General features: G+C 69.6%; 14 protein-coding genes, 1 pseudogene and 2 CRISPR repeat arrays. Of the genes and pseudogenes, 11 read left to right on the forward strand and 4 right to left on the reverse strand.

Features of this window, described 5'->3' with window-relative positions:
- Positions 1–221: 221 nt before the first annotated feature.
- The 3 genes from ACWD3E_RS41560 to ACWD3E_RS41570 are packed head-to-tail and all read right to left on the reverse strand — an operon-like array spanning position 222 to position 2,024.
- On the reverse strand, positions 222–368 hold the full coding sequence (locus tag ACWD3E_RS41560; RefSeq protein WP_451392660.1) for a hypothetical protein: 147 nt from the start codon (positions 366–368) through the stop codon (positions 222–224).
- Positions 369–390: 22 nt separating this feature from the next.
- Positions 391–1,410 (reverse strand): HNH endonuclease, encoded by a 1,020-nt coding sequence (locus ACWD3E_RS41565; RefSeq protein WP_451392661.1) that lies wholly within the window; start codon positions 1,408–1,410, stop codon positions 391–393.
- On the reverse strand, positions 1,407–2,024 hold the full coding sequence (locus tag ACWD3E_RS41570; protein ID WP_451392662.1) for a class I SAM-dependent methyltransferase: 618 nt from the start codon (positions 2,022–2,024) through the stop codon (positions 1,407–1,409). The genes ACWD3E_RS41565 and ACWD3E_RS41570 overlap by 4 nt, the downstream gene beginning before the upstream one ends.
- Positions 2,025–2,234: 210 nt before the next feature.
- Here ACWD3E_RS41570 and ACWD3E_RS41575 point away from each other — a divergent pair, with 210 nt between their 5' ends.
- The 11 genes from ACWD3E_RS41575 (at position 2,235) to ACWD3E_RS41625 (ending at position 18,602) form a co-directional block, all read left to right on the forward strand.
- Positions 2,235–2,393 (forward strand): hypothetical protein, encoded by a 159-nt coding sequence (locus ACWD3E_RS41575; protein WP_451392663.1) that lies wholly within the window; start codon positions 2,235–2,237, stop codon positions 2,391–2,393.
- Between the two features lie 12 nt (positions 2,394–2,405).
- Positions 2,406–3,284 carry an integrase core domain-containing protein gene (locus tag ACWD3E_RS41580; protein ID WP_451392664.1) on the forward strand — a complete coding sequence of 293 codons (879 nt, stop codon included), beginning with the start codon at positions 2,406–2,408 and terminating at the stop codon, positions 3,282–3,284.
- A gap of 130 nt (positions 3,285–3,414) precedes the next feature.
- A CRISPR array of direct repeats spans positions 3,415–5,334; the repeat unit is 29 nt; unit sequence CGGTTCACCCCCGCTCGCGCGGGGACCAG.
- A gap of 144 nt (positions 5,335–5,478) precedes the next feature.
- Positions 5,479–8,331: a CRISPR-associated helicase Cas3' gene (gene cas3, locus ACWD3E_RS41585; RefSeq protein WP_451392665.1), complete on the forward strand. Its 2,853-nt coding sequence runs from the start codon at positions 5,479–5,481 to the stop codon at positions 8,329–8,331.
- Between the two features lie 194 nt (positions 8,332–8,525).
- Positions 8,526–10,094, forward strand: a complete 1,569-nt coding sequence (gene casA, locus ACWD3E_RS41590; protein ID WP_451392666.1) for a type I-E CRISPR-associated protein Cse1/CasA — start codon at positions 8,526–8,528, stop codon at positions 10,092–10,094.
- Complete coding sequence (gene casB / locus ACWD3E_RS41595) at positions 10,091–10,822, forward strand: type I-E CRISPR-associated protein Cse2/CasB (protein ID WP_451392667.1); 732 nt, start codon at positions 10,091–10,093, stop codon at positions 10,820–10,822. The genes casA and casB overlap by 4 nt, the downstream gene beginning before the upstream one ends.
- A gap of 41 nt (positions 10,823–10,863) precedes the next feature.
- Positions 10,864–12,027 (forward strand): type I-E CRISPR-associated protein Cas7/Cse4/CasC, encoded by a 1,164-nt coding sequence (cas7e, locus tag ACWD3E_RS41600; protein WP_451392668.1) that lies wholly within the window; start codon positions 10,864–10,866, stop codon positions 12,025–12,027.
- Positions 12,024–12,893 (forward strand): type I-E CRISPR-associated protein Cas5/CasD, encoded by an 870-nt coding sequence (gene cas5e, locus ACWD3E_RS41605; RefSeq protein WP_451392669.1) that lies wholly within the window; start codon positions 12,024–12,026, stop codon positions 12,891–12,893. Before cas7e ends, cas5e begins: the two co-directional genes overlap by 4 nt.
- Positions 12,890–13,564, forward strand: a complete 675-nt coding sequence (cas6e, locus tag ACWD3E_RS41610) for a type I-E CRISPR-associated protein Cas6/Cse3/CasE (RefSeq protein ID WP_451392670.1) — start codon at positions 12,890–12,892, stop codon at positions 13,562–13,564. The genes cas5e and cas6e overlap by 4 nt, the downstream gene beginning before the upstream one ends.
- Positions 13,561–14,550, forward strand: a complete 990-nt coding sequence (gene cas1e / locus ACWD3E_RS41615) for a type I-E CRISPR-associated endonuclease Cas1e (RefSeq protein WP_451392671.1) — start codon at positions 13,561–13,563, stop codon at positions 14,548–14,550. The genes cas6e and cas1e overlap by 4 nt, the downstream gene beginning before the upstream one ends.
- Before the next feature lie 40 nt (positions 14,551–14,590).
- Positions 14,591–14,920 (forward strand): type I-E CRISPR-associated endoribonuclease Cas2e, encoded by a 330-nt coding sequence (cas2e, locus tag ACWD3E_RS41620; protein WP_451392672.1) that lies wholly within the window; start codon positions 14,591–14,593, stop codon positions 14,918–14,920.
- 24 nt (positions 14,921–14,944) lie between these two features.
- A CRISPR array of direct repeats spans positions 14,945–18,084; the repeat unit is 29 nt; unit sequence CTGGTCCCCGCGCGAGCGGGGGTGTTCCG.
- Between the two features lie 350 nt (positions 18,085–18,434).
- Positions 18,435–18,602 carry a hypothetical protein gene (locus tag ACWD3E_RS41625; protein ID WP_451392673.1) on the forward strand — a complete coding sequence of 56 codons (168 nt, stop codon included), beginning with the start codon at positions 18,435–18,437 and terminating at the stop codon, positions 18,600–18,602.
- Between the two features lie 343 nt (positions 18,603–18,945).
- On the opposite strand, the pseudogene ACWD3E_RS41630 reads toward ACWD3E_RS41625, so the two are convergent.
- Positions 18,946–19,073: pseudogene (locus tag ACWD3E_RS41630) on the reverse strand (transposase); the annotation flags it as partial.

The following is a 19,073-nucleotide window of genomic DNA, read 5'->3' on the forward strand; positions in this document are numbered from 1 at the left end:
TCGACACACCTGCACTCGACGTTCCCATACGCGTTAACGCCCAGGGTTTCGTGTGCGACCTGCGGGGGGACAGTCCACGACTGTCCCCCCGCTGAGCCCACCGGTTGCCCGGTCGCCCCGTGTGTCTCCCGCGCCCTCGTCGAGTGGCAGTACCGCACTCAGCGCTTGGTCGACGGTACTGGCCCCCAGCGAGTCCAGCAGCCCTGCCTCCGTCCCCGCAATCACCTCCCGGGCTCGGCGGTACCGAGGAGGTCTTCGTCGACAGCGGCCAAGTCGGTGGCTCCGGCCTCGGCGCCGTCTTCAAAGGCGCGGGCGCCGATGACAGCGACCTCGTCCTCGCCGCCGGTGCCGATGGTGAAAGCGACCATGCCGGCGGCCTGGCGTCCGGACTCAGATTGCGAAGTCCCGGACGGCCCGGAGGAACTCGGGCCAGGAAGTGCTCCGATACCCTCCAAGTGCCTGCTGGAGGCTCAGCTGGAGCGTCTTCTTCAGCGGGTGCGGCGAGTCCATAATCGCCTCGTTACGCAGAGCGAGACGGTACAGCTCCACGGAGAAGGGCAGACGGTCGGTCTTGCCTCCATTGCAGGTGGCGTGGGCGGGAGCGAGGTTCCACAGCGCGTCGAGATTGGGACCGGCCCAGGCCCGCACGCTGTGCAGGCGCTGCATGAGGGCGAAGGGAAAGACGTGATCAACCGCCACCGTCTGGCCCGGAGAGAGGACCTCGTTGCATATGAGGCAACGGCCGTGTTGGAACCCGATCAGCGCGTCCGCGACCTTGGCGACGGAGCGGCGCCGCTTTTTGTCAGTGAGTCTGAGCGAGTCCCAGGCGACCGCGACACCGTCCTCCATGAGGCTGCGGCCCACGCCCGCGGCGAACGAGCTCTCGACGATGCTCCATCGGGCTTCGAGCTCCGCGCGCAGTCCAACTGCCTGCTCGGACTGCGCAACACGCAGCGCGTCGTGAGTCAGTCGCACGATGCGCTGCCGACCGCTTCCCGTCAGCTCGAAGAAGCGGTGGGGTACCTGCGTCCCGCCACGGAGATTATGGAACTTCTGCATGACCATGGATGGCATGGACCGGGCTGCTGCCAGAAGCAGTCGTTCGGTCGGCCACCCTGCGGCCAGCGTCCCAGCACGCTCCTCCTTGGCGATCGTCAGGAAGTCCGAGTCACGCAGGGCTACGCCCTCGGGAGCTTGCGGGGCGTCGCCGAGATGGCGCACCAGCTCCAGCGCGTACGGGGCCGCAAGTTCGGCAACCCGGAGCTCGCTCTGCCCACGCCCAGCCGCATCAAGCAGGGCGGCTCCGAGCGCGAACTTGTATGTCCGGGAGTTCGCGCCCATGAGCACGGCCAACCGCCAAGAGGTACGTGCGGAGGCGTCCTGCGTGTAGAAGGAGCTGCGCCCGCTCATCCCCGCTCATTCCGCAACGCCACGGCATTCCAGCGCACCGTCTTACGGCCGAGCCGGTCGGCTCCCTCCTCGACGACCCGAACCAGCGTGAGCCCCTCATCCGTGCCGTGGCCGACGGCTTCCTCCGCCGGGATGTCGAACATCCGCCGGTCCGCGGGCGGTTCGCCGCGGCGCAGCGTGATCAACAACGTTCCGCCCGGAGCCAACAGCCCAGCCAGGCGCCGCATCGCGATCGGACGATCCTCGGGCGGGAGATGCATCCATACCGCGGACAACAAGATGACGTCGTACGGCCCCTGAAGTCCGTGGAGCTCCGGAAGCGCGCCCTCTTGCCAGGTCACTCCGACGTCAGGGTGAAGTCGCGCTGCCACCCGACGCAGCTCCGCCACCGGCTCCACCGCGTCAACCGAGAATCCGCGCCCGGCCAGCGCCGCCGCATCGCGCCCGGTACCCGCCCCGACATCCAGCACACGCCCGGGCGCCTCCGGAAGCAGATCCAGCAGCGCCTCATGCACCGACTCAAACGAAACACTCTCGTACACCCTGCCCAGCCGGTCCGCCGACTCAGCGTAGTAAGCCTGTACCCCCGCCCCTGAACCTGAAGTTCGCTCCATGGCAGAACCGTAAGACCCGACACTGACAACGGGGCCCGAACGTGCCCTTTCCCGGCAATCGACATCGAGGTCTGGCCTCCCATAGCCCTGGAAGCGACCTCGAGGGCCAGATCGGCTGGTTCCGCCGCAACCTGTAGGTTGCCATAACTAACGCACCGGCTCCGACCAGGCGCTTTGCAACACAGGTCGATCACGGCAGGCTCAGACTGCATGGCGCTGCGCATGCTCTACCTGATCTTCCTGAGGCTCCTCGGACTGCTCCTACTGCTCTCACGCTCCCAGGACGCCAAGGACATCGAGCTGCTCGCGCTCCGCAACGAGAACGCGATACTGCGCCGCCAGCCCGGCGTCCGGCCGCGCCTTGCCTGACCGGACCGCACCATGCTCACAGCTCTGGCCCGGCACCTGCCAGGCAGACGGCGACGGCACTGCTTGGTCACCCCCGGAACCCTCCTGTCCTGGCACCGCTCCCTGCTGCGATGGAAGCGGAAGCAGAAACCGGCGCACACCGGCCGCCGGCCGATCTCCGAGGAACTCACCGCCCTGATCCTGCGCCTAACCCACGAGAACCCGGCATGGGGCCACACCAGGGTCCAAGACGAACTGCGCCGCCTCGGCCACCGCGTCGGCGGCTCCACCATCCGACGCATCCTGCACAGCGCCGGCCTCGGCCCCGCACCCCGACGACGCCGCGGCGCCCCGACCTGGCGCGAGTTCGCACGCGCCCAGCCCTCCGGCCTGCTCACCGCCGACTTCTTTCATGTGGACACCGCGGGCTTGACCAGGCTGTACACCGTCATGGAGGTCGGCACCCGCACTGTGCACATCCTCGGCGTCACCACGCACCCCACCGCGGCCTGGGCCACCCAGCTCGCCCGCAATCTTCTCGCCGAGCTCGGCAAGCACACCTCCGGCTTCCGCTACCTGCTGCGCGACCGCGACAGCCACTACACCCAGGCCTTCAACGCCGTCTTCACCGCCGACGACATTGAGATCCTCAACACCGCGCCGCAGGCACCGAAGACGGACGCCCACGCCGAGAGATTCATACGCACCGCCCGAGCCGAGTGCACCGACCGGATCCTCATCTACAACGAACAGCACGCCCGGCGAGTCCTCGCCGAGTACGCCGAGCACTACAACACCGGAAGGCCACACCGGGCCCTGCGCACCTTCGCTCCCCGCCGACGACCGCGACGCCATCCCCTTCCCCGCCCAGCGCATCCACCGCCACAACGTCCACAGCGGACTGATCCATGAGTACCGCAACGCCGCCTGCCCAAGATCACGACAGGCAGCGTAACCCCAGATCAGCGCATGTACGGGACTTTTGGAACCCCACAGGGCCGTCCGTGCGGCCAGCCGAGGCGGCCACACGGACGGCTGGCGGCGGTTCACACCCGCTCGCGCAAGGACCGGGAGACGACGTACACCCGGCCCGAGTTGACGTCCGGTTCACCCCCGCCCGCGCGGGGACCGGGCCTCCGGGGTGACGGCGGCGGCCTCACGGCTCGGTTCACCCCCGCTCGCTCGGGGACCGGACGCCACCGGAGTGCTCGACCTTGGCCGGCTTCGGTTCACCCCCGCTCGCGCGGGGACCGGTGGCCCGCCCCGTGCGGTCCGGGGCCGGGGGCCGGTTCACCCCCGCTCGCGCGGGGACCGGTAGCGGTGGACGCGGGCCCCGTCGTCGTGGAGCGGTTCACCCCCGCTCGCGCGGGGACCGGGGCGCAGCGTCGGAGAAAAACTGCTTCATCGCCGGTTCACCCCCGCTCGCGCGGGGACCAGGGGCTCTGCGTGCAGCTCCATCAGGCCGCTCCCGGTTCACCCCCGCTCGCGCGGGGACCAGACACCGCCGGCGCCAGGTCGTTCTCCACGTGGCGGTTCACCCCCGCTCGCGCGGGGACCAGGTCTCCGGCATCACCGGTGGCCTGGCCGACAGCGGTTCACCCCCGCTCGCGCGGGGACCAGCTGCTCGCGCAGTTCGACTATCTGAAGTGGGACGGTTCACCCCCGCTCGCGCGGGGACCAGCGCGAACCCCCGCTCAGTCCTTCCGCTCAGTCCGGTTCACCCCCGCTCGCGCGGGGACCAGGTCTCGTGCAGCTGGAACCTGATGGCCTCGGCCGGTTCACCCCCGCTCGCGCGGGGACCAGGTCCACGCGATCGTCTCCCCCGTCGACCTCGTCGGTTCACCCCCGCTCGCGCGGGGACCAGTGTTCGGTCAGGCGTTCGATTCTTTGCCGGATCGGTTCACCCCCGCTCGCGCGGGGACCAGAGGTCCCGCCACGAGGGCGGCCCCGGATGCATCGGTTCACCCCCGCTCGCGCGGGGACCAGACGAACTGCCCCCCGGCTGCCCGCCCTACGAGCGGTTCACCCCCGCTCGCGCGGGGACCAGCAGTTTGCGGCGGCGCTTGGCGCGGCGCAGGCTGGTTCACCCCCGCTCGCGCGGGGACCAGGCCGACACGGCGACCGGCCCCACCCCCTCTGGCGGTTCACCCCCGCTCGCGCGGGGACCAGGGCCGCCGCCGGCATTCACACCCCGGCGGCGCCGGTTCACCCCCGCTCGCGCGGGGACCAGCGGCAGCACGACCTCGACGGGGCCATGCTCGGCGGTTCACCCCCGCTCGCGCGGGGACCAGCTGCTCGCGCAGTTCGACTATCTGAAGTGGGACGGTTCACCCCCGCTCGCGCGGGGACCAGCGCGAACCCCCGCTCAGTCCTTCCGCTCAGTCCGGTTCACCCCCGCTCGCGCGGGGACCAGCGCGAACCCCCGCTCAGTCCTTCCGCTCAGTCCGGTTCACCCCCGCTCGCGCGGGGACCAGGTCTCGTGCAGCTGGAACCTGATGGCCTCGGCCGGTTCACCCCCGCTCGCGCGGGGACCAGCATGGCGCAGGTGGCCGTCGTCCAGCGGGCCCGGGTTCACCCCCGCTCGCGCGGGGACCAGGTCCACGCGATCGTCTCCCCCGTCGACCTCGTCGGTTCACCCCCGCTCGCGCGGGGACCAGCGCTTCGAGTACGCGCTCTTCGTGCTCTGCGGCGGTTCACCCCCGCTCGCGCGGGGACCAGTGTTCGGTCAGGCGTTCGATTCTTTGCCGGATCGGTTCACCCCCGCTCGCGCGGGGACCAGAGGTCCCGCCACGAGGGCGGCCCCGGATGCATCGGTTCACCCCCGCTCGCGCGGGGACCAGGTGCTGACAGCAAGCCGGAAGCCCGGGGAGAACGGTTCACCCCCGCTCGCGCGGGGACCAGACGAACCGCAGCAGCGTGGGGCAAGCCGTCCGCGGTTCACCCCCGCTCGCGCGGGGACCAGACTCCCCCACCTGCAACGACAGGAACCCTTTGCATTTTGTTGACTCAAGCTGCAAGCCATCCATGCGGCCTTGACTCCGCAGTCTGGCAGAGCCGATTACTGAACAAGACCCCATTGTCAGACCCGGGTGATACCTCTGATGCCATGGAGAACAAGGACTCGGGGAAGCCGTTAGGCGCCCGGCAAGGCAGCGACGGACTCTGTGCGGATGCACGCATGTGGGGCAAGCAGCGAGGGCTGCCTGGCCTCTACCCCGTGATCTGCCACCTGCTGGACACCGCCGCGGTGGCCGGCGCCTTGTGGGACGTCGTCCTGACTCGGCAGAGCCGACGACGCCTCGCCACGCGGCTGGGCATGTCAGTCGACGAATGCCGCCGGTTGTTGTGCTTCTGGGCTGGTCTGCACGACATCGGGAAGATCACGCCGCCTTTCCAGGCCCTAGCTCCTGAACAATACGAGCGGATTGTTGAAGGTGCCGAGTACGAGGCCGAACCGGGGGCTGAACGGGAGCGGTTGCGGCACGAGGAGGCCAGTCACTGGGCCCTGACGGAGGTCTTTGAAGAACTCGGCTATCGGACGGACGCTGTTGTGGCCCGCTCGGCCCACCAACAGATCGCGCAGTTGCTGGGTGGTCATCACGGTTGCTTTGGCGAGGCGCTGAGCCCGAAGAAGCTGCGTAATCCCGCTGGTTGGATTCCCGGGCTGGGCACGAAGGGCTGGCAGGAGCAGCGTCGGGCGCACGCCGAGGTGGTGCGTCGTCTGACAGGCCCGGTACTGGCTCCGCAGGGTCCGCTCCCCGCTGAGTTGGCGGTGGTCTTCGCGGGGCTGGTGATGGTCGCTGACTGGCTGGCCAGTCAGGAGCACGTCATCATGCCTCGTATGCCGGGGGAAGCCTGGCAGGGTACGAACGCCGACGTTGAAGAGCACTGGAAGATGGCGGTGGCTGCTGCTGCCGGCATCGTCGGCGAAGCCCGGCTGGGCACGGCGGTGTTTCCGGACAGGGCGTTCAGCGAGCAGTTCTCGTTCCCTCCGAACGCGCTTCAGGTAAGCCTGGCCACCGACTTGCCGAACCTTGTGTCCGGCCCTGGATTGCTGCTCGTGACGGCCCCGACGGGTGATGGCAAGACCGAGGCGGCGCTGCACGCGGCATCGGTCATGGCTCGGGCGGCGGGCGCCAGCGGACTGTACTTCGGGTTGCCTACGATGGCCACGGCCGACGCGATGTATCTGCGTGTGCGGGAGTTCGCCGAGCGGAACGTGGACGGTGGCAAGGCGCTGACCCTGCTTCACAGCATGGCGTGGCTCAGCTCCGCGTACGTCGGGCTGTCACAGGACACGGACTCGACCGTGGTGACGGACCTGACGACCGGAGTTGAGGCGGGGTCGTGGCTGCGAGGCCGGAACCGTGGCTTGATCGCACCGCTGGGTGCGGGAACCGTCGATTATCCGCTCGCCGCGATTCTGCCTGTGCGATACAACGTGCTGCGCCTGCTGGGCTTGGCGAACAAGGTGTTCGTGCTCGACGAAGCGCATGCCTACGGCCCCTGGATGCACAGCCTGCTGGTTCGGCTGCTGGAGTGGCTGGGAGCCCTTCGTGCTCCCGTTGTTCTGCTGTCCGCCACACTGACCGGGCGTGCTGCGTCCTCGCTGGTCGAGGCGTACCGACGCGGTTGTGGGCACCACGATCGCACCGAGGTCGAACCGTGCTACCCAGGCTGGCTGTACGTCGACGCCGCGTCCGGAGCGGTCTGTCAGCCGCGCAGGGTCGAGAGCAACCGTCAGCGTCAGCTCTGGGTAGAAGCGGAGTTCGTGCGGTGGGACGCGCTCGACGGCCTGGGCAGTCCCGTCAAGTCCGGTACGCGACGGGCGGCGCTGCTGAAGCATCTACGGCCGGTGGTGGAGGGGGGCGGCTGCGTGCTGGTGTGCTGCACGACCGTGGATGAGGCTCAGCGCACCTACCGCTTCTTGCAGGCGCAGTTCCCCGACATGGCCGCAGCCGACGGGGAACTCCTGCTGCTGCACTCCCGCTACCCCGCCTGGCGCCGGGAAGAACTGGCCGCGTACTGCGAGGACCGGTTCGGCAAACCGAGGCAGGGCGATCGGCCGGGACGGCGTCCACGCAGGTCTGTCCTGGTTGCCACTCAGGTGGTTGAACAGTCCCTTGACCTCGACTTCGACCTGGTCATCTCCGATCTCGCCCCCTTGGCGCAGCTGCTGCAGCGGGCTGGGCGTGCATGGCGTCACGACCGCGGTGGTCGGCCTGCCTGGGTCGGAGATGAGCCGCGTCTGGTGGTTGTGGAGCCGGTGGACGACCAGGGTGAGTTGGCGATGCCGCGCCGGTGGGGGAACGTGTACGACGCGTCACTGCTGCTGCGCACCAGCCGGCTCCTGGACCAGCATGGTCGGGAGATCAGAGTGCCGGACGACGTCCAGAGGCTGATCGACGAGGTGTACGCCGATGACTACGGCGACCGACTGGAGGAGGCGGCCCGGCGCGACCTTGAACGCCGGGACGCCGAGCGGGAAGCCGGTGCCATGGCCGAGGGTCAGCTGGCGGATATGACCGCGATCCCTGCGCCGTACGACGTGAGCAATGGCGTCACCCTCGCCCCGATCAGCGGTAAGCACGGCTTGGTCGACCCGGCCCTGCTCACCACCCGGCTAGGGGCGGACTCGGAGCGCGCGGTCTGCGCCTACGTCCAGCCCGACGGGGCCCTCACCTTCGATCCGGACGGCACCACCCCGCTGCCGGGTGCAAAGGGTGGCCGTCTCACCCGTGAGCAGGCCGGCCAAGTGATGCGGCACACGGTGCCGTTGCCTGGACGGTGGCTCACCGAGCGGGGCGAGGAGCACGGGGCGCTTCCTTCATGGCGCCGTCATCCCGCGCTCGCCGATCTGGTCCTCCTCCGGCTGCAGCGCGGTGCAGACGGACGGTGGCTCTGCCGGGTCGGAGGATACGACCTGGAGCTGTCCGACGTAGGCATTTCGCGTAACTAGCCTTCCGCACACGCTACTTCGGATAACTTCGTCGCAGTCCCCTCGCCCCAGAGACTGGCTGAGGCGAGGGGACGTATCCCGCTCGCGCGGGAAGGGGGGCGATCCTGGCCGCTGTTTTGCGCACGCGCTACGGCGCACCCCCGCGTGATGCGGGGACCCCACTTGACGGTACCTGCGATCCGATCGGAGGCGTCTTGGCCTCGTCCAATCTCTACGATCTGCTTGACGAACGGGTGATACCAGTGGGCTGGGCACCCGGGGTTCCCGCCGACAAGCGCCCACCGGCCGTCGGGCTGCGGGAACTGTTCCTGCGCGCACACGAGATCACAGCGGTCACGGTGTCCCTGCCTCCGGCGCTCTCTGCCCTGTATCGGGTCCTGTACGCCCTCACCGCCCGTTTCACTGAACTCGATCATGCGCGCGACTGGAGCGACCGGCGTCAAGCACTGGTCCAGGAAGGGCACTTCGACGCCGACCGTGTCGGCAAGTACTTTGCCCGGTATCCCGACCGGTTCCGGCTCTACGACCCGTGCTTCCCCTTCTTGCAGGATGCCCGGCTCGCCGAGCAGTGCGACAAGCCTGCCGGGGTGAACAAGCTTGTCATCACCCGCCCATCGGGGCGCAACCACTCCTGGTTCGGCCATGCCCTGGACGCACGACCCGAGCCGCTGCCGTCGGCCGAGGCGTTATTGCATTTGCTGGTGTGGCGCTACTACGGGCCGTCGGGACGCTGCTCAGCCCGAGAGGTCAACGGCCGGCGCTCCGCGCAGGCCACCGCGGGCCCGCTACGCGGCGCCCTGTCGTACCACCCGGAAGGCTCGACGCTCTTTGCCACTCTGCTGGCCGGCCTCCCAATGCCCAAGGTCGGGATCGACCCTGCTGAAGATCTCTGCCCCTGGGAGTGGAATGAGCCGCCCGCCCCTGACAAGGCCCCGAAGGTCATCCGTGGTTCGTGCTCCGGACTCACCGCCCGGTCGCAGCATGCGCTGCTCCTTGTACCCGACGAGGCAGGCGCCACGGTTCAGGACGCCTACATCACCTGGGCGTTCCTGGACAAGATGCAGCGGGCCGACGACTACCTGATCTGGCAGATCAGCAAGGAGGGCTATCCCTATCCACGCCCGGCCGATTCCGGACGAGCCTTGTGGCGGGACCTGGACGCCTTGCTTCTTGAAGAGCCGGAGGGCAGTAGCAGGCCCCATCGACCGGAAGTGTTCCGCACCGCATTGGAACTGGCCGAGTTGCTCCCGGAAGGCCTTCGAGTGCGTGCCCTCGGCTTCGAGCAGGACAGTCAGGCCAAGGACACCCAGCTCGTCTCGGCGTCCACCCCCGACCTGATCGCCCTGATCAGCGACACCGACAACCCGGTCGTCGCCCGAGAAATCGGCCGTCTGCGGGTGGCCGGCGAAATGGCGGGCTTCCGCCTCAACACCGCTGCGAAGAACGCCTGGAAGCTCTACACCAACGCCAAGAAGGCCGTGGACTGCGGCTGGTCCCGGGAAGCAGCCGCACGCTACTGGCCCGCAGCCGAGCGGGAGTTCTGGCGGCGGCTGCGCGAGCATGATTTCCAGGACGCCGCCCGTGAATTCCGTCGCATTGCCGAGGGCGTCTACAACCACGTCACCTACACAGCGGCAGGCACGACGCGGGGCGCCCGGGTGCGGGAGGCAGCCCGGCTGGATCTCTATGGCGGCAAGCCGAAGGCGCCTGCGAAGAGCGCGAGGAAGACCGTGCCCGCCGGTCCGCAGACGGAGGATAAATGACCGACACCACCACTGCGCTGTCCTCGGCCGCCCAGAGCGCGGACGGCGCGACGCCGAGACAGGCTTCACCGTGGCTGACCGAAGCCCGGCAGTTCGTCGCTGCCGTCGCCAAGGTCTGCGGCACCGACAAGGGAGCCAGAGCCGCGCTGCGGCGCGGCGAAGGACGCCCCCTGGACGATCCCAGGGTCCGTGGCATGCACAAAATCATCGCACCGCTGTTGCCGGCCGCTGTCCTATACGCAGGTGACGAGGCCCAGCAGCCCTTCTATGCAATCGCCGCCATGATCGCTGTCCAGCGGCGCACGGACCATGCCGACGAGGAATCCGCCGGCCGTCGGAAGGGCCAAGAGCAGAAGGCGCCTGAGCCGACCGAAGTGTCGCCGTACGGAAAGAGCATCGGAGTGGCCTTGGCAGCCGCTGTGTCCGGCGGCACCCGGGACGGTATGCGCGAAGGTGCCGCGGAGGTCCGTCTCAATCTCCTCACCCGGCAGAGCCCGGGCGGTCTGTACCGTCATCTCCCTTCCACCGTACGACAGTTGTGTGAGAAGAGGTGCCCGCCTGACTGGGCTCAGCTCCTGGTCGACCTGCGCTCCTGGCCCCGGCACCGCAGCCGTGTAGGCCGACGCTGGCTCCAGGACTTCTACCGCGCTCGTAGTGCTGCGGACGTGCAGGCCGCCCGTGAGGCAGATGACCAGGCAGCCACCGAGCCGCCCGCCGCGACCGCCTGACCTCGCCGTTCCCTACCCGCTGAATCTTCAGGAGGACCACCATGCAGCTCGCCGCCCACGCCCCGGGACGCTTCATCGACATCCACGTCCTGCAGAGCGTGCCGTACTCCAACCTCAACCGCGACGACACCAACTCCGTCAAGACCGTCCAGTGGGGTGACCGGGAGCGGACGCGGGTCAGCAGCCAGAGCTGGAAGCGGGCCACCCGCCGGTACTTCGAGCGCACCATCGGTGACAAAGCCTTGCGCACCCGCCGCATTGGCGAGGCAGTGCAGAAGGTGTTGCAGGACGAGCGGGGCTGGCCTGCAGACCTGGCCCGCCGGGCCGGGCAGCACATCGCCGCGGGCAGCAGCATTAAGGCCGACCCGCCCAGCAAGGAGGAACCGGCGTGGAGCACGAACGCGATGGTCTATGTCCCCGGCTCCGCCGTCGCAGACCTGGCCGACCTGGCCGAGGAACACCGGGACGAGATCGAGCAAGCGTCCGACATGAAGAAGGGCGTCACCAGCGTCCTGCCCAAGGCAGACATCGACATCATCCTGCGCTCACGCAACGGCGTGATCAACCTGCTCGGCCGCATGCTCGCCGAGGTCGACGACGCGGGCGTGGACGGCGCGGTCCAGGTCGCTCACGCGACCACCACCCACGGTACCGACATCGAGATCGACTACTTCGCCGCCGTGGATGACATCACCGACGCCTGGGGCGACACCACGGGCAGTGCCCACATGGGTGTCAATACGTACAGCGCCGGCGTTTTCCACCGCTACGCCACCGTTGACCTCGACGACCTGCTGCGCAACCTCGACGGCGACCTGACCGCCGCCAGGGAACTTGCTTCGGCCTTCATCGAGGCGTTCCTGCTGTCCCTGCCTCAGGCGAAGAAGAACTCCACCGCCCCGCACACCATCCCCGACCTCGTCCACGTCGCCGTCCGCACCGACCGGCCCGTCTCCTACGCTGCGGCCTTCGAAAAGCCCGTCGAAGCCGACCGCGACGGAGGATTCGCCGCTCCCTCCCGGCAAGCCCTTGCCGACTACGCCATCGCCGCGCGCAAACTGCTGGGCGACCGCGGCCTCCTCGCCGCCGGGTGGGCCTGCTGGGACAAGGACGAACTGCCCGGCCTCGGCGAACGCTACGAGTCCTTCCCCGACCTCATCGACGCCACCGTCAGCGCCGCACTCGGGCAGGAGAACCGGGCATGAGCTCCCCTCAGCCGGACTCGGACCCGGGCTACGGACTACTGCTGCACCTGTCGGGCCCCCTGCAGTCCTGGGGCGAGCACAGCCGCTTCAACCAGCGTGACACCGCGCGATTCCCCACCCGTTCAGGCCTCATCGGACTGCTCGCAGCCGCCCTCGGCCGCCGACGCGGCGAAAGTCTTGACGACCTCGCCGGCCTGTCGCTGACCGTGCGGGTGGACCGGCCCGGCGTCCTACTGCGCGACTATCACACCGTCGGCGGCGGCCTGCCGGCCAAAGCGACGGTCACCACGGCCGCCGGAGGCAAACGCAATCCCTCGGACGCCACGCTGGTCTCCGATCGCTACTACCTGGCCGACGCCGCCTTCACAGCCGCGCTCACCAGCGACGACACCTCCTTGCTGCTGCATTGCGCCACCGCGCTCCGGGCACCCGTCTGGCCGCTCTACCTCGGACGCCGCTCCTGCCCTCCCACCCTGCCTCTCCTCATCGGCGACCAGCCCGTGAAGCACCCGCACCACCACCTGCTCCACCTGCCACTGGCCGCGAATCCCCCCACCGCCCGAAGCGACATGGGACACATCTCTGTCGACTTCTACAGCGACCGTCCCCTCGACCGCTTGGCTCGCAACATTCAGCCCTCACGGACCAGCAGCCACGACGGCCACACCCCCGTCGGTGAGATCAACGACGACCCCATCGACCTCTCCCCACACCGCCGTACCTACCGCGCGCGCCCCCTCTACCAGCGCACCGTCGCCCTGCCCGCCGACCAGCACGCTGGACTCAGCACGGACTACCTCACCGCCATGATCGCCTACCTGGACGAGCACGCCGCCGACTTCCATCGGGAGGCCGCCGCCTCATGACCACCGTGTACCTCACCCACATCTCCCTCAACCTGAACAACCGCGAGGTCCGCCTGGACCTGGCCAACGCTGTGACTCTGCATCGACGCGTCATGACGCTCTATCCCAAGGACATCGGCCCGCAAGCCCGCCACCAACTCGGCGTTCTCTTCCGCAGCGACGACAACCCCGACGGCCCCCGTCTACTGATCCAAAGTCACATAGAGCCCGACCTTGCCCGACTGCCACCCACCTACGGAGTCGGCACGACCAAACCCCTCACGCCGCTCCTAGAGGCCCTGCGCCCTGGCTTGGCCGTCCGCTACCGCATCACCGCCAACGCCATCCGCAAACCGGGCGCAACAACCCGCTCCCTCTACGGCCTCAGCGCAGTCATCCCGCTCACCGGCGCCGCCGCAGAAGAATGGTGGATCCGCCAAGCCAGCAAAGCAGGCCTGAAGATCCACTCTGTGGACAGCACCCCCCTCGACACCGCCCGAGGCCGCCGGGACACCTCCCGCCAGTCCGGCAACCGAAAACCCTCCATCATCCACGCCCGCACCCGATTCGAAGGCACCGCCCTTATCGAGGACACCGAACTCCTGCGCCAACGCCTGATTGACGGCATCGGCAAAGGCAAGGCCTACGGCTGCGGTCTCCTCAGCCTCGCCCCCACACGGCACCTGCCATGACCGCTTCCACCCCGAGAACAGCAGGCTCCTCAGGGCGCCGCAAACTTGCCGCGCCCACCGTCGCCATGCTGCCCCGCGTCGCGGACTCCCTGTCCTTCCTCTATCTCGACATCGTCCGCATCGTCCAGGACGACACCGGAGTCTGCGCCCAGGTCACCACCGAACGCCGCGGCACGGAACTCGTCTACCTGCCCACCGCCGCCCTCAGCTGCGTGCTCCTCGGCCCCGGCACATCCATCACCGCCCGAGCCCTCACCACCCTGGCCCGCCACGGCACCACCGTCCTGGCCACCGGCTCCGGCGGAGTCCGCTGCTACGCAGCCATCACCCCCGACTCCCTCACCACACGCTGGCTCGAACACCAGACACGGGCCTGGGCCGACGACACACAACGCCTGTCTGTCGCCACCCGCATGTACGAACAACGCTTCGGCACCGGCAGCGCACCGCCCGGCACCACACTCGCCCAACTCCGGGGCCTGGAAGGCCAGCGCGTCAAAGCCCTCTACCGCCTACTGGCCCAGCAGCACCGCATCGGACGCTTCCGCCGCTCGTACGACCCCGACTCCTGGGACACCCAGGATCCCGTCAACCTCGCCCTGTCCGCCGCCAACACCTGCCTGTACGGCATCGTCCACGCCGCCGTCCTCGCTCTCGGGTGCAGCCCCGCAATCGGCTTCGTCCACAGCGGCAACCAGCAGGCCTTCGTCTACGACATCGCCGACCTGTACAAGGCCGAGCTGACCATCCCTCTGGCATTCGCCCTGCACAACGCCACCGACCCCGAGGCACAAGCCCGACGCAGCTTCCGCGACGGCCTACGCCTGTTCAAACTCATGCCCCGCATCGCCACCGACATCCAACGGCTCCTCGCCCCCGACGAGAACATCGCCCCCGCCACCCCAGCCGAACAACTCGTCGACCTATGGGATCCCGTCTCCGGCCCCATCGCCGGCGGCACCAACTACGGCCAGGACACCCCGTGAACACACCACGGCACACCAAAAACCCCTGCGCGAGACCGCCATGACATCAATGATCACCATCTCCGTCACCGCCGTACCCGACCACGTCCGAGGAGCCCTCACCCGCTGGCTCCTCGAAGTCACCCCCCAGCTCTACGTCGGAACCGTCTCAACTCGCGTCCGCGACGAGCTGTGGCAGGCAGTCTCCGCATGCGTCGGCGACGGCGTCGGTGTACTCATCCACCCAGCCGACAACGAGCAGGGATTCAAAGTCCAAACCGCAGGACACCAACGCCGTCAGACCATCGACTTCGATGGCCTGACACTCATCTCCTTCGGCGTAAGCCAGGAGCGCATGGACAACCATGCACCCCAAGAAACGGCAAAGTGACCACAACAGCCCAGCTCAGGAAGCCTGGTCCCCGCGCGAGCGGGGGTGTTCCGCTGCGCGAGCTGGTCCACCAGGCGAAGGGCGACTGGTCCCCGCGCGAGCGGGGGTGTTCCGGCGGTCCGCCATCGCGTCCAGCCCGCAAATGACTGGTCCCCGCGCGAGCGGGGGTGTTCCGCCCAAGGGGATCCCGGCGGTGCGCGCGGTCGCCTGGTCCCCGCGCGAGCGGGGGTGTTCCGTCCGCCTCACCCTGCGCGCGGGACCCGGTGGACTGGTCCCCGCGCGAGCGGGGGTGTTCCGGTGAAGCCGTCCTGATGGCCAGCCACGCAAAGCTGGTCCCCGCGCGAGCGGGGGTGTTCCAACCAGCGGACGTAGTCGATCTCGGCCGTGCCCCTGGTCCCCGCGCGAGCGGGGGTGTTCCGGACCCCGAGCCCCCGGCCGAGCCCCCGGCCGACTGGTCCCCGCGCGAGCGGGGGTGTTCCGTCGGGCATCGTTGTGTCCCGCTGTGCCGCAGGCTGGTCCCCGCGCGAGCGGGGGTGTTCCGACCTCCAGGCCGCGTACGCGAAGAAGGGCGGGCTGGTCCCCGCGCGAGCGGGGGTGTTCCTTCGGCGGCCCGCACGTCCCGCGCCGTGGCGCTCTGGTCCCCGCGCGAGCGGGGGTGTTCCGTGGCACCGGGGGGATGTGCCGTGGAACTCGACCTGGTCCCCGCGCGAGCGGGGGTGTTCCGTGGGTGGAGTGGCACAGGAGTTCCCCTCAGTGCTGGTCCCCGCGCGAGCGGGGGTGTTCCGGACAACGACCTTCCCGAGCCGCCGAACCCGAACTGGTCCCCGCGCGAGCGGGGGTGTTCCGGCATCGACCTCGCCGCCTTTGCCGCCGCCTACCTGGTCCCCGCGCGAGCGGGGGTGTTCCGCCGTTGTTGTAGCCGCGCACGTGCTCGTCGGGCTGGTCCCCGCGCGAGCGGGGGTGTTCCGGCCCGACCACGCACATGGAGCCCTCCTCCTGCCTGGTCCCCGCGCGAGCGGGGGTGTTCCCGGAGCGCGGTCGCGGCCAGCGTCTTGTCGGCCCTGGTCCCCGCGCGAGCGGGGGTGTTCCGCAGCTGCTCGCCGACGCCGCGAGAACGACGACCTGGTCCCCGCGCGAGCGGGGGTGTTCCGCCGTAGTCATCGGCACCCCGCGTACCGCCCGTCTGGTCCCCGCGCGAGCGGGGGTGTTCCGTCGACCGGCCCCCAGCGCCGCCTGCACTCCGCCTGGTCCCCGCGCGAGCGGGGGTGTTCCGCGCCGGGCGGTGGAGCCTTGGTCGCTGGAGACCTGGTCCCCGCGCGAGCGGGGGTGTTCCAGATAGAACCCGCGCCGGCGCTTCTGCGCACGCCTGGTCCCCGCGCGAGCGGGGGTGTTCCGGCCGCCGCCATCGGTGCCGCCTGGGGCCTCCACTGGTCCCCGCGCGAGCGGGGGTGTTCCAGCACAAAGAAGCTCATCAACCTGATGAAGGACCTGGTCCCCGCGCGAGCGGGGGTGTTCCGCGAAGCGGCGTCGGGCAGGGGCGGGGGGCGCGCTGGTCCCCGCGCGAGCGGGGGTGTTCCGGTCCGGTGTCACGCGGGAGGTCATCGCGGGTGCTGGTCCCCGCGCGAGCGGGGGTGTTCCGGAGTACATCGAGCTGCCCGTGTCCTTCACGGCCTGGTCCCCGCGCGAGCGGGGGTGTTCCGCCCTGTGCCGAGCAGAGAGGTTGGCTGAGCGGCTGGTCCCCGCGCGAGCGGGGGTGTTCCGGTGTGCGCCGCCACCTCCCGGCTGAACGTCGTCTGGTCCCCGCGCGAGCGGGGGTGTTCCGGAGTACATCGAGCTGCCCGTGTCCTTCACGGCCTGGTCCCCGCGCGAGCGGGGGTGTTCCGGAGGTTGCTGTAAGCGCGGTGCCCCAGCGCCCCTGGTCCCCGCGCGAGCGGGGGTGTTCCGCGTCGTGTTCAACACGCCAGCCGCCCTTTCAGCTGGTCCCCGCGCGAGCGGGGGTGTTCCGTCCCCAGCGCTGCTGGTCCAGGCGGACCTGGACTGGTCCCCGCGCGAGCGGGGGTGTTCCGGCCCTGTGGGCGGTGAACCTGGCCGTGTCCGCCTGGTCCCCGCGCGAGCGGGGGTGTTCCGGTCCGCCTGCGGTGCCGGCGCCTGGGTCGGCTCTGGTCCCCGCGCGAGCGGGGGTGTTCCGCCGAGCACTACGACCTGGGAGACCACGCCCCCCTGGTCCCCGCGCGAGCGGGGGTGTTCCGCACCTGCAGGCGCTCGTCCGCAAGGACGGCGCCTGGTCCCCGCGCGAGCGGGGGTGTTCCGTCCAACCTCACCGTCACCACCGGCCTGGTCGTCTGGTCCCCGCGCGAGCGGGGGTGTTCCGTGCGACAGCTGCCAGGACTGCGGTCGGTGCGCCTGGTCCCCGCGCGAGCGGGGGTGTTCCGGAGAACATGCCGCCGCTGCCGGACGGCCAGGGCTGGTCCCCGCGCGAGCGGGGGTGTTCCGATTGCCCGCGTCCTTGGCGTGCACGTCACCCACTGGTCCCCGCGCGAGCGGGGGTGTTCCGGAGCGCTCGCTGGCCAGGCGCATGTCGCCCTCCTGGTCCCCGCGCGAGCGGGGGTGTTCCGGAGCGCTCGCTGGCCAGGCGCATGTCGCCCTCCTGGTCCCCGCGCGAGCGGGGGTGTTCCACGACGACTCCGCCGCGGACCCCGACGACCCCGCTGGTCCCCGCGCGAGCGGGGGTGTTCCGGACAACCTGCGGCAGAACAGCCGCCCGGTCATCTGGTCCCCGCGCGAGCGGGGGTGTTCCGCGGGAGGGGTCGATGCTCACGTACTGCCTTCCCTGGTCCCCGCGCGAGCGGGGGTGTTCCGGTGTCGGCCTGGTAGCTGGCCACGTCTATGCCCTGGTCCCCGCGCGAGCGGGGGTGTTCCGGCGCGGGACAAGACCCTTGGGGACTTCCTGCGCTGGTCCCCGCGCGAGCGGGGGTGTTCCGCTGGCAGACACCGGCCGTCAGCTCGGCTCGCACTAGTCCCCGCACGAGCGGGGGTGTTCCGCCTTGGTCAGATCGGAAGGGTTACCTCTACGTCTGGTCCCCGCGCGAGCGGGGGTGTTCCGCCGGGCATGGCGAGCACAGACACCCAGGCCTTCTGGTCCCCGCGCGAGCGGGGGTGTTCCGCCCTTCCTATCCTTCCGTCCGGCCGAGTCGAGACTGGTCCTTGCGCGAGCGGGGTGTTCCGGGCTTGCCGGTCGGTAGCTGAATGACCAGGGCCGGGCCCCAGCTCGAGCGGGAGTGGCCGTGCGGAGATAGCCAGGGGCGGCAACCGCCGTGGGCCGCAATCAAGGCCATCGGTGGTCGTCACGCTGTAGGATCATTCTCCGAACGACGTAGCAGTTGCGCGGCAGTCGTTTCGCACGGTTACTGGTTGTTCGGGAACTGATCGTGCAGGGCACCCCCCCGAGGGCTTGGCGGCGGCATGCGCACGTGGCGAGCGGATCCGCCGGCCGCCCGCCATGACCGAGGAATAGGTGCGGCATGCTCGGGCGCTGCTGACCGACTTGGAGAACACGATCACGTCGATTGCCAAGCTGCTGAGCGTCTCCTGGACCACGATCTACAAGTACGTGCCGGAGTTGACGGCTGGCCGGGACGCCCTCGTACCGAACGCTCGCCTGGCCCTGCCAGAGTCGCGCTGATCCTCCTACTCGCAGTCGGCTGACGCCTGACAGGAAAGCCATACGCTGCTGCTCAGGCCCTGAGGTGTCGTGCAGCGGGAGAACCCGAACCCCCGACACCGCAGCCACCCGAGACCGAAACGCCAGCGCCAACGACGACGTGAAGGGCCGAGGCGTTGCACGAGGAAGGCGTGGCGGGTAGACGGTGCAGACATCGGGAGCGGTGGCGCGCCGCCACCCCTCGCATGGGTCGGGGTGGGGGCGCACCGTCTGTGCGGGTACCGAGTGGGGCCGGTGGGGTTACCGGCTAACGAGTTGGTGCGTGATAGCGGGTGAGGCGTGTTCGCCCTACTCGCGGTCCTTTTCAGGTCATGACGGTGCGGTCGGAGACGAGGCTGGCGATGGCTCGGTAGGTCTCGGGCAGGCGATCACGTCGGTGGGTCCAGCGCATCAGTTGCTTCCAGCGTTTGTGATCGGCCAGGGCGTGCTCGA

Source organism: Streptomyces sp. NPDC002676, assembly GCF_053592455.1.

What these genes read in the sequence shown, in the direction of transcription:
- cas7e (WP_451392668.1), top strand. Translation starts at nt 10,864, where the DNA reads ATGCAGCTCGCCGCCCACGCCCCGGGACGCTTCATCGACATCCACGTC.
- ACWD3E_RS41575 (WP_451392663.1), top strand. Translation starts at nt 2,235, where the DNA reads ATGGCGCTGCGCATGCTCTACCTGATCTTCCTGAGGCTCCTCGGACTG.
- cas5e (WP_451392669.1), top strand. Translation starts at nt 12,024, where the DNA reads ATGAGCTCCCCTCAGCCGGACTCGGACCCGGGCTACGGACTACTGCTG.
- ACWD3E_RS41580 (WP_451392664.1), top strand. Translation starts at nt 2,406, where the DNA reads ATGCTCACAGCTCTGGCCCGGCACCTGCCAGGCAGACGGCGACGGCAC.
- casB (WP_451392667.1), top strand. Translation starts at nt 10,091, where the DNA reads ATGACCGACACCACCACTGCGCTGTCCTCGGCCGCCCAGAGCGCGGAC.
- cas3 (WP_451392665.1), top strand. Translation starts at nt 5,479, where the DNA reads ATGGAGAACAAGGACTCGGGGAAGCCGTTAGGCGCCCGGCAAGGCAGC.
- ACWD3E_RS41565 (WP_451392661.1), bottom strand. Translation starts at nt 1,410, where the DNA reads ATGAGCGGGCGCAGCTCCTTCTACACGCAGGACGCCTCCGCACGTACC.
- cas1e (WP_451392671.1), top strand. Translation starts at nt 13,561, where the DNA reads ATGACCGCTTCCACCCCGAGAACAGCAGGCTCCTCAGGGCGCCGCAAA.
- ACWD3E_RS41570 (WP_451392662.1), bottom strand. Translation starts at nt 2,024, where the DNA reads ATGGAGCGAACTTCAGGTTCAGGGGCGGGGGTACAGGCTTACTACGCT.
- cas2e (WP_451392672.1), top strand. Translation starts at nt 14,591, where the DNA reads ATGACATCAATGATCACCATCTCCGTCACCGCCGTACCCGACCACGTC.
- cas6e (WP_451392670.1), top strand. Translation starts at nt 12,890, where the DNA reads ATGACCACCGTGTACCTCACCCACATCTCCCTCAACCTGAACAACCGC.
- ACWD3E_RS41560 (WP_451392660.1), bottom strand. Translation starts at nt 368, where the DNA reads ATGGTCGCTTTCACCATCGGCACCGGCGGCGAGGACGAGGTCGCTGTC.